Origin of the sequence: Fictibacillus sp. FJAT-27399, assembly GCF_001510655.1 — a bacterium.
Taxonomy (GTDB): Bacteria; Bacillota; Bacilli; order Bacillales; family Fictibacillaceae; genus Fictibacillus_C; species Fictibacillus_C marinisediminis.
The window spans coordinates 1,223,731-1,239,289 of record NZ_LMVC01000002.1 but is presented as its reverse complement, the minus strand read 5'-3'; the positions used below and the strand labels follow the sequence as shown (position 1 = coordinate 1,239,289).

The 15,559-nt window shown below is 42.5% G+C and carries 12 protein-coding genes, 1 other RNA gene and 1 pseudogene; 2 read left to right on the top strand and 12 right to left on the bottom strand.

All coding sequences use genetic code 11. The features are described from left to right. Nucleotides 1-217: 217 nt before the first annotated feature. The 7 genes from AR335_RS11315 to AR335_RS11285 all read right to left on the bottom strand — a co-directional run bounded on the left by AR335_RS11315 (nucleotide 218) and on the right by AR335_RS11285 (nucleotide 8,144). Complete coding sequence (locus tag AR335_RS11315; RefSeq protein ID WP_062235531.1) at nucleotides 218-1,354, bottom strand: THUMP domain-containing class I SAM-dependent RNA methyltransferase; 1,137 nt, start codon at nucleotides 1,352-1,354, stop codon at nucleotides 218-220. A 111-nt stretch (nucleotides 1,355-1,465) separates the two neighbouring features. Next, nucleotides 1,466-1,855, bottom strand: an RNA gene (gene rnpB / locus AR335_RS11310) — RNase P RNA component class B. A 78-nt stretch (nucleotides 1,856-1,933) separates the two neighbouring features. Continuing rightward, nucleotides 1,934-2,242, bottom strand: coding sequence for a cell division regulator GpsB (gene gpsB, locus AR335_RS11305; protein ID WP_053358547.1), 309 nt, complete (start codon nucleotides 2,240-2,242; stop codon nucleotides 1,934-1,936). Nucleotides 2,243-2,392: 150 nt separating this feature from the next. Then, nucleotides 2,393-2,965: a DUF1273 domain-containing protein gene (locus tag AR335_RS11300; RefSeq protein WP_272885609.1), complete on the bottom strand. Its 573-nt coding sequence runs from the start codon at nucleotides 2,963-2,965 to the stop codon at nucleotides 2,393-2,395. 375 nt (nucleotides 2,966-3,340) lie between these two features. Further along, nucleotides 3,341-4,600, bottom strand: a complete 1,260-nt coding sequence (locus AR335_RS11295; RefSeq protein ID WP_062235528.1) for a ribonuclease H-like domain-containing protein — start codon at nucleotides 4,598-4,600, stop codon at nucleotides 3,341-3,343. Further along, nucleotides 4,569-6,875 (bottom strand): DEAD/DEAH box helicase, encoded by a 2,307-nt coding sequence (locus tag AR335_RS11290; protein ID WP_062235526.1) that lies wholly within the window; start codon nucleotides 6,873-6,875, stop codon nucleotides 4,569-4,571. The genes AR335_RS11295 and AR335_RS11290 overlap by 32 nt, the downstream gene beginning before the upstream one ends. A 600-nt stretch (nucleotides 6,876-7,475) precedes the next feature. Beyond that, nucleotides 7,476-8,144: a carbonate dehydratase gene (locus tag AR335_RS11285; protein WP_234293251.1), complete on the bottom strand. Its 669-nt coding sequence runs from the start codon at nucleotides 8,142-8,144 to the stop codon at nucleotides 7,476-7,478. A 220-nt stretch (nucleotides 8,145-8,364) separates the two neighbouring features. Between AR335_RS11285 and AR335_RS11280 the strand changes: the two genes are divergently transcribed. Beyond that, nucleotides 8,365-8,928 (top strand): glycerol-3-phosphate responsive antiterminator, encoded by a 564-nt coding sequence (locus AR335_RS11280; protein ID WP_062235523.1) that lies wholly within the window; start codon nucleotides 8,365-8,367, stop codon nucleotides 8,926-8,928. Between the two features lie 52 nt (nucleotides 8,929-8,980). Here AR335_RS11280 and AR335_RS11275 read toward each other — a convergent pair. The 5 genes and pseudogenes from AR335_RS11275 to AR335_RS11255 form a co-directional block, all read right to left on the bottom strand. Continuing rightward, nucleotides 8,981-9,657, bottom strand: a pseudogene (locus AR335_RS11275) (MgtC/SapB family protein). 44 nt (nucleotides 9,658-9,701) lie between these two features. Then, nucleotides 9,702-10,514: an HAD-IIA family hydrolase gene (locus AR335_RS11270; protein ID WP_062235520.1), complete on the bottom strand. Its 813-nt coding sequence runs from the start codon at nucleotides 10,512-10,514 to the stop codon at nucleotides 9,702-9,704. 139 nt (nucleotides 10,515-10,653) lie between these two features. Continuing rightward, the gene (locus AR335_RS11265; RefSeq protein ID WP_062235517.1) at nucleotides 10,654-11,430 is read right to left on the bottom strand and encodes a sugar phosphate isomerase/epimerase family protein; all 777 of its coding nucleotides are present in this window, start codon (nucleotides 11,428-11,430) and stop codon (nucleotides 10,654-10,656) included. Next, nucleotides 11,414-12,775, bottom strand: a complete 1,362-nt coding sequence (locus AR335_RS11260) for an MFS transporter (protein ID WP_062235514.1) — start codon at nucleotides 12,773-12,775, stop codon at nucleotides 11,414-11,416. Before AR335_RS11260 ends, AR335_RS11265 begins: the two co-directional genes overlap by 17 nt. Nucleotides 12,776-12,965: 190 nt before the next feature. After that, complete coding sequence (locus AR335_RS11255) at nucleotides 12,966-13,232, bottom strand: hypothetical protein (protein WP_156418934.1); 267 nt, start codon at nucleotides 13,230-13,232, stop codon at nucleotides 12,966-12,968. 333 nt (nucleotides 13,233-13,565) lie between these two features. On the opposite strand from AR335_RS11255, the gene AR335_RS11250 reads away from it, so the two are divergent. Further along, nucleotides 13,566-15,509 (top strand): lamin tail domain-containing protein, encoded by a 1,944-nt coding sequence (locus tag AR335_RS11250; protein WP_062235508.1) that lies wholly within the window; start codon nucleotides 13,566-13,568, stop codon nucleotides 15,507-15,509. The last annotated feature ends 50 nt before the right edge of the window (nucleotides 15,510-15,559 follow it).

Genomic DNA, 15,559 nt, shown 5'->3' with positions numbered 1-15,559 from the left:
TCTGTTTTAATGCATGATCAGCTTCTATAAAAGCCTAATGATATTGATCACCGTATTGTTCTTTTAATGCTTTTATCGTTTCATACGCGCGCTTCAGCTGCAGGATATATTCCGCATTCTGTTCCAATGCCCATCACCTCTGATCACAGTATGGCCGGTTCCTGTGTTAAGCATTACTCATCCAACAAAAAAGATCTCCCGAAGGAGATCCTTTATGTTAGCTGCGGGGCTGTCTTTTTCCGAAGTACTGGTAATAATCGGTCTTAATATGCCCATTATATAATTTTCTCTTTTTCGTAGCTGCTTTGCCATAGAGCTGCTCAAATTGCTCATTGGAGGTAATGACATATACCGACCAAGTTTCAAGTGGACGGAAGACCTCACCCATGTCTCTATAAAGCTGTTTCACTTCTTCCTTCTCACCCAGACGTTCCCCATAAGGCGGGTTGCTGATCACATATCCGTACTCTTTTCTTGTCGTAAAATCTCTGACCTGCATCTGTTTAAACGAAATGAAATCGCCAAACCCAGCTTCTTCAGCGTTATTGATCGAGAGGTCGATCATTTTATGGTCGATATCCGATCCTTGAATATCAAGCGGTGTATCATACTTGGCGAGATCATGCGCTTCTTCAACCGCACGATACCATACTTTTTTATCAATCCAATTCCAATTTTCAGAAGCAAATTCTCGATTAAGCCCTGGCGCCACATTCTGCCCGATCATGGCTGCCTCGATCGGAATGGTTCCTGATCCGCAGAATGGGTCTACAAACGGCTTGTCCGGTGTCCAGTTCGTTAATTTGATGAGAGCTGAAGCCATTGTCTCTTTTAGCGGCGCTTCACTGTGCAGGGCACGGTAACCCCGTTTATGGAGGCCCGTCCCGCTCGTATCAATCGTAAGAGTAGCCAAGTCTTTTAATAGTGCGACTTCAATTCGATAAAGAGCACCATCTTCCGGAAACCATGTTTCTCTTTGATAAGCATTCTTCATCTGATCGACTACAGCTTTTTTAACGATGGCCTGACAGTCAGAAACACTGAATAATTTTGACTTAACGGACTTTCCGATAACAGGAAATTCTCCATCCTCAGGGATAAAATCAGACCAAGGCAACGCTTTCGTCTGTTCAAACAGTTCATCGAATGTTTCCGCTTTAAATTCTCCGACAAGAAGTTTAACACGGTCTGCGGTCCTCAGCCATAGATTGGAGCGGCAGAGGGCAGACTCGTCTCCTTTAAAAATAATCTTGCCGTTTTCAACTTTTACGTCCTCAAACCCAAGGTCACGGACTTCCTGTGCAACAATGGATTCCAGGCCCATGGCTGCGGTAGCAATATACGTAAGATTCATAAGAGATCTCCTCATGGTTGTTTTTCCAGTCTTAATATACCCAAAATTGTTTATGTAAAAAGAAAAAAGGCCACTAGGGCCCTCTTACATTCTCAAGTGTCACCAATAACGTTCTGTAAGCCATGTTCTGTTCCATCGTACTGCATTCGGCTTCCGCCTCGTACTCCGGTGGTAATCATCTATCTCCAGATGAATAGTCATCTGTTCTTCTTCGCGTTCAATTCCGCTCAGAAAACTCCCCTACCATAATTTGGGTTTCTCGCTCGTGGGGTTTACCGCGTTCCACTCTTGCCGTTTCCGGAAAGACTACGTCACTGTGGCACTTTAAAGGTAGTGTCACCATATCCGAAGACTTAGGTGAGTTCCCTGCCGTTAATCCAGTCGAAACCAGAATACCCTGGCTTATCTTTTCGCCAGGCACGAACACTACGGCCATCGCAGACCGTGCGAGCATGGACTTTCCTCAACATCTTTAAAAAGATGCCGCGATTACCCGAACGTTATTAGTTTTAAATTGTCAAAGCAAAATTTAGTATAGCAGGAAGCTGTTTAAAAATCAAATGGATAATAATTACTGAATCAATCGTAAAGTTTGCTTCCGAATACGTGCTTTTCCAGATTTGACAGACGCTGAAGAATGTCGGAATTAATGTTCATGGATGATGTTGGAACTCTTCTTGTCTGTTCAGATGTATTTTGCACTTCTTTGCGAAGCCTGTTGTTTTCCTGAATGACTTTGTCAAATTCCTTTTGGAAGTTCTCATAGTCTTTAATGATCAAATCAAGAAATTTATCTACTTCATCTTGATCATAACCTCGAAAACCCTGTTTAAAATCTTTTTCGAGAATTTCTTTTGCAGTCAGATTCAATCGTTTTTCTCCATTCATCGGGCTCACCTCAATGTTTAACTTCATTTTTCCTGCGTTCGCAGCATAATTCAAACAAATACACCGTTCTTTATTTATACATGATGACTTTTTATTAAATCTAGCCTATATTTTTTCAAATTCAATAGAAAAAGTCAATTTCTAGCCAAATCATTCCCAAAATTCCCCTTTGGCGTCCTGTTCATCCTGATAGATCAGTTCAAGGTCAGACGGTGTGATATATAGTACTTCGTATGCCGGATCTTTTTCTTGCCTCCGTCTGGCAGGTTCAAGATAAAAACGCGGTGTTCCCGGAGTATCTTCATCATATAAAATGAGCATCCCATCGGTTTTCTGCACAAGAAACCCATTTTTTGCGGCCAGCTGCTTCGGACTGAAGTACGGTTTATTGGAGATCGATTCTACAAAATCCGCCTGCGCCAGCAGTTCATGATACTGCTCCTGCCGGGCTTCGTTCCAATTCGCTTCCTGATCCAGGAATGGGGTAAGCACTGCAAGTTTGAGATCCGGAAATCTTTGATCCCGAAGCTCAACAGCGACTTCCCCCGCCCATATTTCAACACCCGGCTGGCCGCTGATGATCACCCATTCCAGTCCTTCTTCCAAGAGCACTGTCAGTTGTTTCTCAATGGCTTTTTTTATATAGTGTACCCCCGGATCTTTCTCTTTAAAAATCCCGAGTTCATGGGATTTATATCCAGTTATCAGCAAGTTTTTCACCATGAACTTCTCTCCCAGCACTTCATTTACTTTGAAAAAAGGAACCAATCAAAATGATCAGTTCCCTCACGTAACATGACTAAATTCATTTGCAATAAAAAACGTCAGTCCCAAAACAAGAAAAAATGCAAATACTACCCATTGCCTCACGGATCCATCTCTCCATCGCTTAATATACTAGCATATTTTTACAGGAAAATTGCCGATTCCCCAAATTTCTACATCACGTGTAACGTTTTAGCGATTATCGTCAAAGCGGCGCACATTTTGCGCTTGCCTGGGGAATAATTATTATTTTCCTATGAAAAATCTCTTTTTTTATTCTACACAAAAAGTGTCCAAATTTAAATACATTTATCGGCCAAAATTTATATTTTTTTAGGAGTTTTCACATTTTTTTCTTAATCTCTGAATTCTGTTGTCAAAAGCGGCTTTTTCTTTCTCTTCCGGCCGTTTTAACAACCTCTTTTTGCTCTTCCAGATCCCGTACGCAGCTTCTGCATAATAAAGCGCTTTTTCATAGTCTTTTCCCTGATGTTCATGCCATTTCGCCAATTCGACATACGGTTCTTCATCATTTCCCAGCGAACCATTGGTGCAAAGTTCCTGCCAGAGCGGAACTGCCAGATGATCTTGCTTTGTTTTTTTATAAAGAGCCGCTGCTGCCTTTTTGGCCATTTTACTTTGGCTTCCTTCCCCGTTCATCATCTCCGTATATTTTTGCAGAGCAATGCCAAACTGGCCGGCAGATTCATACCACCTTGCCGATTCATACTGTTCAATGCTCGTCACTGCAGATCCGCCCTGCAGGAGTTTGGAGATATGGATATAGAGGGAAATCAGCGATAAAACATCCCATTCATTATGGGTCATGACCCCTTTTACAAGTTCGGGATCGTTTTCTTTTAAATATTGAAAATAGAGCATGGGCGCCAGATAACCTGGAGTGTCATGCTCCCGCTTCACACCGAGGATCTCCTTTTCAACGACAGAGAGCCTTACGGATTCAAGGCTCTGTTTCCAAAGCCTTCTGGATCCATGGAGAAGATCAAAATGTCCAAACGCCGGCAGAGAAGGTACAAAATCCCGAATCAATGTATGTCTCGTTTTAACTTGAGGCCAGTCAAAGGATTTCCCATTGTACGTAACCAAGTTTTTCAGTTCCTTGATTTGAGTTAAAAAAAGATGGTACATCGCAATTTCCGATCCAGGGCCTGGAAGGAAAAACTGTTTCACTTTTACCTGATCTTCTTCCACTTGGCTGTAGCCGAGGAGAAAGATGGTATTTCCTGCTCCACCGCTTAGTCCAGTCGTTTCCGTATCAAAGAAAACAAGATCGGATGGATATAGGTCATGAGAAGATAGCGGATGAACGGCACCAGCCTTCCTCCAGTCTTCCATCACTTCTTCCAGTTCTTCGAATGAATAATTTCCCCAGCGCTGATCCAATGGATAGCTGACTTCCCTGACGAGGCAATAATCTTCTTCATAAAAATAAGGCGTCGTTTGAAAACTGTTCCAAGCTTCATGATGCTGAATGACTGGCTGAGAAGGCGGCGTCTGGATGCTCGTCCGGGCTTCCTTCTTCTCAGAGACGAGGTGCTTCTTAAAACGATTCAGTTTCGACTGCATCGACATTTTCATCTCTCCTGACTGCATCCAGCAGCTTCAGTGCCAGAAATTTCGCATTTTCCCCTTCAAGCATTGTTCCCGTACAAGAAGGGCATCCTGCTTCACAAGGGCATGTTTGGATAACCTGGTAAGCTTCGTGTATCACCGTATCCCATATCTTATATACATTCTCACTCAACCCGATTCCGCCTGGATACCGGTCATAAAGGAAAATAGTCGGCTTTCCGGAATGAACCGCTTTGATCTGCGGAACAACATGCAGATCGCTCGGATCGCACATAACAAAAAGCGGAGCTACATGCCGGAACACATTTGCAATCCCGATCAGCCCCTGTTCGATGGAGCTTTCACGTATATTTTGAAGCTGATCCCGGTCAAATTCAAGCCAGGTAGCTGACGTGTGAAGCTCCTCTTCCGGAAGATGGATGGGGCCAGATCCGATATTCTCATGGGTTTCAAATTTTATTTTCTTAAAAATGGTAGCCATCGCATTGACGGTTACTTCCCCAAATGCCCTCTCCTGATCTTTCAGCTTCGTATTCTTGTCGATTTCGAGCACTTTTAAGGAAACGGCAAGATTGGCATCTGTAAAATAATCAACATCTACTTCCCGGACGAATGCTTTCTTTTCTTCATAATCCAGTTTTTCAACCTGATATTGAACACCCTGATGAAGATAAATGGCTTCTTCATGCAAAAGAGTCATTGAGCTGAAACGGTCCATCTCCCCGATGATTCTTACGTTTGCTACATCACTTTGATCCACGATCACCACATTTTCCTGAGAGGCGGACCGTAACGAAATGTTGTGGGCCGGAAAGGAATCGTTCATCCAGAAGTATCGTTTTCCCTGATGATGAAGGACTTGTTCTTCCGTTAAAAACTCAAGTATCTCTTCAATCTCTACTCCCCCAAATGCATCTCCTTCTTTAAAGGGAAGCTCATATGCCGCACATTTGACATGATCCACAAGGATGATCAGATTTTCCGGGTTGATACGGGCAGATTCAGGCGACCGGTCAAAAAAGTATTCCGGCTGCTGAATGATATACTGATCCATCGGACTGGAGCTAGCGACCATGATCACGACAGATTCATCCTGACGGCGGCCCGCTCTTCCCGCCTGCTGCCACGCACTGGCGATCGACCCGGGATACCCTGTTAAAATACAAGCGTGGAGCTGTCCGATATCGACACCAAGCTCAAGGGCGTTTGTACTGACGACACCCATAATCTCCCCGTTTCGCAAGCCCTTCTCGATGGCCCTCCGCTGGGTCGGAAGATAGCCGCCTCGATACCCTTGAATGGACTTCATGCCGAATTCCTTTTTGGCTAGTTCCTGAAGGTACGTCAGCAGAATTTCCACTCTCACGCGGCTTCTGGCAAAAACGATCGTTTGGATCTTGTTTTTAAGAAACTGGCCTGCAAGATCTCTCGCCTCCAGTGTGGCTGATTTCCGAACGTTCAGCGGCTTGTTCACAATCGGCGGGTTATAGAAGATGAAGTGTTTCTTACCGCTCGGCGCGCCGTTGTTGTTGATGAGTTCCATTCCTGTTCCCGTGAGATTTTCCGCCAGTTCTTTCGGATTGGCAATCGTAGCTGAAGTACAGATGAAGATCGGATCGCTTCCATAGAATGAGCAAATTCTCTTCAAACGGCGGATGACATTTGCGACATGGCTGCCAAACACCCCTCTGTATGTATGGAGCTCGTCGATGACGATATACTTCAGGTTTTCAAACAGTGAGACCCACTTCGTATGATGAGGCAAAATCGCTGAATGCAGCATGTCCGGATTTGTCATAACGACATTTCCGGCTTTTCTTACCACCTGCCTGATGTTGGCCGGTGTATCGCCATCATACGTATAGCTCTTGATATCAAGACCGATCGCATCAATAAACTCGTTGATCTCAGCCTTTTGGTCCTGTGCGAGCGCTTTGGTCGGAAATAAGTACAAGGCTCTGCTGTCCGGGTTCCCCGCGATTTCTTGCAGGACCGGCAAGTTATAGCACAGGGTTTTCCCTGAAGCTGTCGGCGTGACCGCGACAAAACTCTTTTGGTTCTGTGCGGTTTGGAAGGCAGTCAGCTGGTGGGAATATAGTGAAGTTACTCCCCTGTCTTGTAATGCTTGTTTTATATGTGGATGAAGTGTTTCAGGTATTTGCCCTGTCAACGCTTCTTTTTCTTCTATTATTTTCCAGTGAACAATCTGTTCATTAATGGAAGGCTCCGTTCTTAATAATGCAAGCAGTTCCTGCATCGTTTTTTTCGTTTCCATATCGTCACCTCATCCTCTATTTTATCGAATAAACGTTCGTAAGAAAACTAATATCTCATTTAGGGGGGATTGGTGTATGTAAATTGTTGCGACGGAACCGGGAAAATAAACAAAAACTTAAAATCCCTCTCAAAATCAGATGAAAGGAGCTTTAATTGTATGAATACCTCTAATTCCCTGCTTAAAACGGCTTAAGAAGAAAGAAAGTTTAATATTTAGGGGGGAATGGACTCTGATTTTATCTTTTAGGAGCTGTACGCAGGCTTTATTATCGAAAAAAATTTTTTATTATCGAAAATCCAGATATATTATCGAAATTCTAATTTTATTATCGAAACGCGCACTTTTATTATCGAACTGCTTGCGGTGCCAGGCACCACACAACAAAAAAACAGCAAACCCGCGGGCTTGCTGTTCCTATTATTAAAGATTTTGTAAAACTTGTTCTAGATCGGTGGTCGGCTGACGACAGCTGAATTTTTCGCAGACGAAAACCGTCGGCTTGCCGTTTTTCAATTGAACTCTTTTGCATATGGTGCCATTGAAGTAAACTCATAAGTGGTCCTTGAGGTAAAAGGGCCACTTATCCACTGCTTTTAATTATTCTGCTCCCTCTTTCCTGCGGCCGTTATATGCGACACCGCAAGAACAGCGATTTTCCCCAAATAATAAATTATAAGAAGCCGGGAATTCCTGATTGACTCGCTGTACCTCTCTTGCAAATTCTTTGCTGTCAGCAGGTACTTTTGAAAGGGCATCAGCTTTTTCTTGGGTATCAATATTAGCGCCCGGTGGGACGAACCTGTTCTTTGGAATATGAACACCATTGATGACGACTGCATTATTGGAAATGAACACTCCACTTTGTACAATCGCGTTATATACAATGGATTTAAATCCAACAAATACCTTATTTCCAATATAACAGGGGCCATGAACGAGAGCTCCATGAGCAATGGTGACTTCCTTGCTTATGAAGATGGAATACCCCTTTCCACCTACAGATATGAGTTTATTTAATAAACCATGTAAAATGACTCCATCCTGAAGATTTGTATTAGACCCTATATAAAATGGGGTCCCTTCATCCGCACGTATACTAACATTAGGTGCTACATAAACATTTTTTCTTATGACTACATCACCAATTACACTGGAGAAAGGACTAATGAATGATCTTTTGTCAATTTTGGGGGAGATTTGAACGGGATTAAATGAAGTAATTGGATTGGGACTGATAAATGGTCTAAAACATTCATCGCGTTTCAAACTGATCACCTCTTTGATCACTTTATCTCATCAGGTTATGCAGGTTGGTGAACATACGCAACAGGATCGTTATATTAAAATTGAATACGATCATCGTAACTGAGTGAAAAAATAGTTCACTCTGCCTTTGTCGGAAGGAGAAATGATTTCTGATATAGAATACCTGATAAAACCCTATATTTTAACAAAATTTCAAACCTTGGCTAAGGAGTTGCACCGTATGAATATCGTAGATCTCGTTCAGTCACAAGTCATTGCTGCTATTAAAAATGAAGAAGAAATCGAAAAAGCGATAACAAGCAATGCAAATATTGTATTCCTCTTAACAGGAAACTTGTTGAATATAACAGAATATCTTGATCGATTAAAAGAAGCTCAAAAGAGTATCTTTATTCATATCGATTTTATAGAAGGCCTTTCCAATACGAAGAGCGCCATAAAATATATTGCTCAAAAATGGAAGCCCTTAGGCATCATTACAACAAAAAGCACCTTGATTAAATTTGCCAAAGAAGAAGGGTTAATGGTCATTCAACGAATGTTTCTTATTGACCATAGTGCCATTTCAAAGGGAATCAGCATATGCGAGACGTATCATCCGGATGCCATTGAGGTGCTGCCAGGACTTATGCCAAACGTGATCGATCATCTGACAAGACAGGTTAACCTGCCCATCATTGCGGGAGGCTTAATCAGTTCAAAAGAAGATATCATCAAAGGACTGGAAGCGGGTGCTCTGGCCATGTCTACCGGAGATTCCTCCCTATGGAATTTTGATATCTAAAAAGCACACAAAAGGGGAACTAGAGAGAATTGTTCCCTTTTTATGTGCCTGATTAACCGCTGATATCTGTCCGATGAACTTTGTTAATCTCTGTTATGCCTCTGTAAATGTCATAAATGGTATTTTTGTTTAATACCGCTACCTTTAACTCCAGAAGAAGTGAATGATCTTCCAGATCCTGGATATGAACATGGTCGATTCTAAGCCCTTGCTTCTGTACTTCAGCAATCACCTCACCCATTTCATCCCTGTATTTCAAGTTAAGTTTAAGGGAGATTTCTTTTGCTTGAATCTTTCGCCAAAAACCGAGTTTATTAATAAAAAGAGGAAGAATCTCAACACTGATCATAAGCAGGATGACACCTGCAACAGCTTCGATAAAAAACCCGCACCGGTTGCGATACCAATCCCCGCCGCTCCCCATATCATGGCAGCCGTCGTTAAACCCGTGATGGTATCATCCTCTTTTCTTAAAATCACTCCCGCTCCTAAAAACCCAATTCCCGAAACAATCTGCGCGGCTAATCGAAGCGGATCCATTTGTATTTTTACGAGAGCAGATGACGGAAAGGAATAGGAAGATTGTATGGAAACAATGGTTAACAGACAGCTAATAATGGATATAACCAAGCTTGTTTTTAACCCCAATGGTTTCCTCTTTAATTGTCTTTCTAAACCGATAGCCAGCCCCAATATGGCAGATATGAATAGTTTCATCAGCCTCTGCATCAAAGTTTGCTGCCAATTCCTTCAATCCTATCGACCTCCTTATCCTAATGACTCGTTATTGGCAAAGAGCGGTGCAATGGCAACTGGTGGATATCTTTAATGCTTTGAAGGATATAGGAGGGTTTGTGAACAGAATCCTTTACCATTTCTTTTGTTGTAATTCCAGACAGCACGAGCACGGTTTGGATCCCATTATCATTTCCCATTCGAATATCCGTCTCTAAACGGTCTCCGATGATATAGCATTCTTCAGGCTTTAAATGTAAAACCTCCCTTATGACAATATCCGCCGCGAATTTCGAAGGTTTCCCCATGATATAATCAATGGGCTTGCCAATCGTTCCTTCCATTGCCCCAATAATGGACCCACAATCAGGAATCTCACCATCCACAACCGGACACGTGCGATCCGGGTTGGTTGCCAGAATCACCGCTCCGTTTTTCGCCCATGCTTGGTAGGCATCGTTCAGTTTTTGATAATTAAATTGGCGATCCCAGCCTAAAACGACATAGGTAGCTTGGTCAGGATCCTCTGTAATTCTTATTCCTTCATGGATCAACTCTTCGAATAAAGCGTCCTCCCCGATGACATAAACAGCATCGCTGCGATTCATATGTTGTTTTAAAAACTTGGCTGTAATGTAATTGGAGTTGATAACTTCATCTATTGACGCCTCGATTCCCAGTCCCTTCAGCTTTTTTACATAGTCATGACGGGTCGAGATGGATTTATTCGTGAAAAAGACGACCTTGTGCCCGCCATTCCGCAAATATTCTATCGCTTCCTTCCCCCCCTCAATCATCTGGTTTTCTACATATAAGGTTCCATCCAAATCAAATATAAAACCTTTTGCCATATGAATACCTCCATTTAAACTGCACTAAAATGAATAAAACCCCCAGCTATAGAAGCCTTATAAGCAAAGGCTGAAATAGCTAGGGGTTTCTCTTATTCTCTTCCCGCTGTTATTCAGTTGTAAGTTTCAGAGATGCCTGTTATCGTACGATAGAATTAACGTTCGATACATGATTGATAATATCCTGGATCGAGTATTGATACGGATTAATTTCATAGATAACCGGTCCATCAAAGAATTGCTTCTCTAAAAAGCCCTCCAGCCCCTCCGTGAAATGATTTCCCTCCCCAGGAAGCAGATGAAGATCCGATTTCCCATCATTCTCTGATAAATGGATGCCGCCTAATGATCCAGCCAGCTGATCAATCGTTGTTTCCAAAGCATCCCCCATCAAATCCAAATGGCCGATATCCAAGCACGCCTTTACATTTGCAGCAGTGATTAAATCGATCCATTCTTCTACATTAGAAGCAATTTGATGGCAATAGTTTAATTTATCCGGAATGAGGTTTTCCAACAGTAATTCTACCCCATGCTGCATGGCGACTTCATTTAGCTTTAAAATTCGCTCTTTTACCCTTATTAAGGACTCATTTCGTTCTTCAGAAAACCAGGCATATCCTCCATGGAAGGTCGCATGCTTCCCTCCATATTCAGCAAGCTTTGCCAGCCATTGTGATAAAACATTAAATGTTCTTTCGTATACAATCGAATCAGGAGTAGCCAGATTGAGATCGTGGAAAGGCAAATGCAATCCAACTTTAAAACCTAAATCACTGGCAAACTTTAAATAGTGATGAGCATTGTTCTGTTCTGCCAGTATTTCAATGCCTTCGAACCCTGCTTTTTTAATCCTGGTAAAGTCATTTACATTTGCATTTAGCCCCAAGGACCAGCTATTAAGCCATTTTTCCATGATTTTCTCCGTTTGTTGAATTAAAATTAGAGGTTCGGTCGTTATTCAGTTCTTCTAATTTTTTGCCTTTAGTTTCAGGGGCTAATAATACCGATACAATTAAGCCTAATAAACTGATAACGGCAAAGAACCAGAGGGCTTTGCTGCTTCCCCACGCCGCAATCAAATTAGGAAATACCAATATCCCCATAATGGAACCAATTCGGCTGAATCCCGTGGCCAAACCGGAAGCACTCGCTCGGATACTTGTTGGGAATAATTCTGTCGGATAGACAAAGTTAAGGATTCCTCCACCCATATTGGCAAACAGCACAGCCAAACTGAACAGAATGACCAGAAATGCAAACGTAGGACTTGGATTAAGAGCCAGAATAATCAGTGCAATCGATAAACCGATGAACGAAGTAATAATAAGAGGCCTTCTTCCAATCCTTTCTACAAGATTCATTCCGACAATGGCTCCCAATAAACCTAATAAACTAACCGTTCCGGATCCCATATAAACCATCATTTGTGAACCATTGGTAAAGGGTTTTAATATCGTTGGTGTATACATGGAAATTCCATAATAGGCGACAGCATAGCAGAACCAAAATCCGCAAACAAAGAACGTACGTTTAAAAAGAGTCTTTGAAAATAAATGGCTGACTTTTGTTTTCGGAGTAGAATCCGCTGGAATGATGACTTTTTGCCCTGTGATTTTCAGCATGATTTCCTCTGCTTCTTTCTCCCGTCCTCTTGAAGCCAGCCATCTAGGAGATTCCGGAAGGGTGACTCTAAAAAAGAAAACGATTAATGCAAAAACAGCTCCTACCAGAAGCATGTATCTCCAGGCACTCGGCCCCGCCGGCACTAACAAGATCCCGACGAGATAGGCCGTAACAGCGCCTACAAACCACATGGCCCCCAGAGATGTACTATGTTTTCCCCGGCTTTTGGTTGAACTGAATTCCGATACAAGAGTAGCAGAAATCGGATAGTCTGCACCGATTCCAATTCCTAACAAGAAACGGAATAAAATGAGCTCCCATGGAGCCTGTGCGAATGCGGTTAAGGCGGCAAACACAACAAAAGCCATTAAATCAACAACATACATCGCTTTTCGGCCGAATTTATCGGTTAAGTTACCAAGCCACAACGCACCGATCAATGAACCAATAACAGCCGAAGATGTGATCAAAGCCTGAATCCCGGGAGTAATTTCCCACTGGCTTAAAATTAACGGCATGGCAACAGCAATAACCGTTAAATCAAAGCCATCAAGAAAAGTACCGGCAGCTGATAAGAGGGTGACTTTTCTTTGAAAGCGCTTTAATTTCGGAGAATCCAAATGCTCAAAACTCATAATCTGACCCCTTCCCTTTTTCATTATGTAAAATTATAGAAGAAGAAAAATAAAAGCCATAGTCAAAAAAACATGTAACATGTTTTTAATGACTATGGCTTCTCTTCATCTCCGGCCATAAATCTACACAATGCATTATTTTTTTATTTGCTAAACAATTTATACAATATTCAAACGAGTCTGTCAACTATTATTTGGAAATGCTCTTTTCTAAAAGATTGTTGCTTTGGGAACATTGTTGTAAAGAAACTTCATTGACAAGTTGATTGTAGTGCAAGGTGCGAGACTCCTCGAAAATGAACTTCACATTTTCTTCGTGCGATGCACCGCTGACGAAGCCTTCCTTGTCCTGCGGGACGAGCGTGACAGGTGAGACCATGAAGGCGCTAGCGCCGACGGGCTCAGCACACGCCCCGCGGAAAGCGAGCATCCTGTAACGGAAATCAACCACTCCCAAGAGCAACAGAGCTTACGAAAACAGCTTTTGATCATGTACTATAGATGACCGAATGAAAATATTGATGAACCATTTAGCAGGTTAATATAAACTATTCTGGATCGTCCCGGTTTATGTTGCTATCTTTTCCAAATTTATGTATAATTAAAAATAATCAGATAACTTAAACTAGTTAGTGTTTCGGGTAGAGATACGGAGAACCCTGTGAACATGCATTCGTACGGCATTTATTGCCGCACATGCTATGTCATGGGGTTTTTTTGTGTGTTTATCCTCTCTAAATGTTATCTGGAAAGAATAGGATCAACAAAATATTACCGGGGAGGGGAAAGAATGAAAGGTTTGAAGTATAGGAAGTGGTTCGTCTATGCTGCAACGCTTGTTCTGGCAATGGGAAATGATTGGGGACTGCATGCGTTTAAAGCAAATGCTGCTGAAAATGCAGTACCCGATCTATTGATTACAGAGGTCATTCCAGATACGGATAACTATGCGGGTTATGATGCATTTGAGTATATCGAAATCTATAATAACAGCAATCAGGAGATCAATCTGCAAGACTATCACATTCAAACAGGAGGCTGGAACAAGACAATTGATAACGCAGCCAAAATCGGCCCGTGGGATACGATGCTGTTCTGGACGAGAAGGCAGGAAACTCAGCCGATGACATTGGAAGGCTTCAATCACTTTTATTTTTCGTCTTATTCTAGTAAATACATTGAGGAAGATCACTTGCAAAGAATAGAAGATGTTGGCGGCCTGGTGAATAGCAAAAACCAGACGGTATCTGTTTTTGATTCGAGCGGAAAGGAAGTCGTTAAAGCGAATTACACCGGTGACCAAGTAGCCGCAAATAAGTCCATTATGTTCGGTTATCCAACCAATGGAAGCATCACGATGAAAACGTTATCCGGCAATCAAAATCCGACACCTGGCTGGGTCGAATCGGCACAAGCTCCTCCAAGACCAAAACAAGACGATGCGGCACCTCCCATTCCTGCCAATATAAAAGCAGAGGCAGGAAACGGTGAAGTGCAGCTAAGCTGGGATTCAAATCCGGATTCCGACCTCTATCGCTATAATATCTACAAGAATGGAAATTTAGAGTTTTTCGTCTCTCCATCCAAGCATGAATTTACGATATCCTCGCTGATTGGCAATCTTGATTATACCGTGCAAATGACTGCCGTTGATACTTCAGGAAATGAATCGGCGAAATCAGCCCCCCTAACGGTTAGACCCGGACATCAGCTCATTACACAGGTAGAAAGATCATCCAATGACAGAAACCCAAAATATCAAACACTGTGGGATATCAGCAAGGATGGCCCGATCATCCCTGGATTAGTACAGGATCTTGTCCCGCAAGGACTCGGCTATTACAAGAAAAAAGATTGGTTATTTACCATTAATTATTTGGATAATGGAAGGCCCGGAACGCTATCCGTGATTGATGCCACAACTGAAAAACTGGTGAAATCCATTGTATTGTATAACCAAGACGGCACACCATACACCGGCCACGCGGGAGGCGTTACCGTAAGCATGGACCATGTTTGGATCTCTTCCGAACAATTTCTCTATACATTAAATATCAGTGATATCGTTGCGGCGCAAAATAATGATGAGCTTACGTTCACGAACCAGATTCCTGTTCCCGTAGAAGCGGCTTATGATGTCTATGACGATGATAAAAAAATTCTATGGGTTGGTGAATTTTATGAGCCAAGCAGCTACCCGACGGATCCAGCACACCACCAGGTGAACCGTGCCGGAGAAATGCAATATGCCTGGATGGTCGGTTATAAGCTCACACCAAGTACAGACATGCTGACAAGTGAACAATGGAATCAAACATCGAATGAACCTGCAACTCCGGATTATGTCTTTTCCACCATCGGAAAGGTTCAGGGCGCCATTGTTCAAAAGAAGGGAATCTCTTTAGTTACTTCCTATGGACGGGCAAACGATAGTGTTCTCTATCGATACGAAGATCCGCTAAAAGAGGAGCCTAATCAATACGTTACGATCGGGGAAAAGCAAGTCCCTCTTTGGTTCCTTGATGGACAAACCGCCAAACCGATAGAAAGTATCACCGCGATTCCCATGAATGAAGGAGCAGTGCTAGTAAAAAGTGACCTCTATGTCTCCTTTGAATCAGGAGCGAACAAATATCGGTATACCGGGACCTATCCAAGGGATCGGATGCTCAAAATTGATATGAAGACATTAATGAAGGATGATCGGAATACAGAGAAAGAAGAACGTAAATAGAGTAACTGGCCGGTAAGCAATGCACCCATCCGTTCAATCTCCTTTAATAC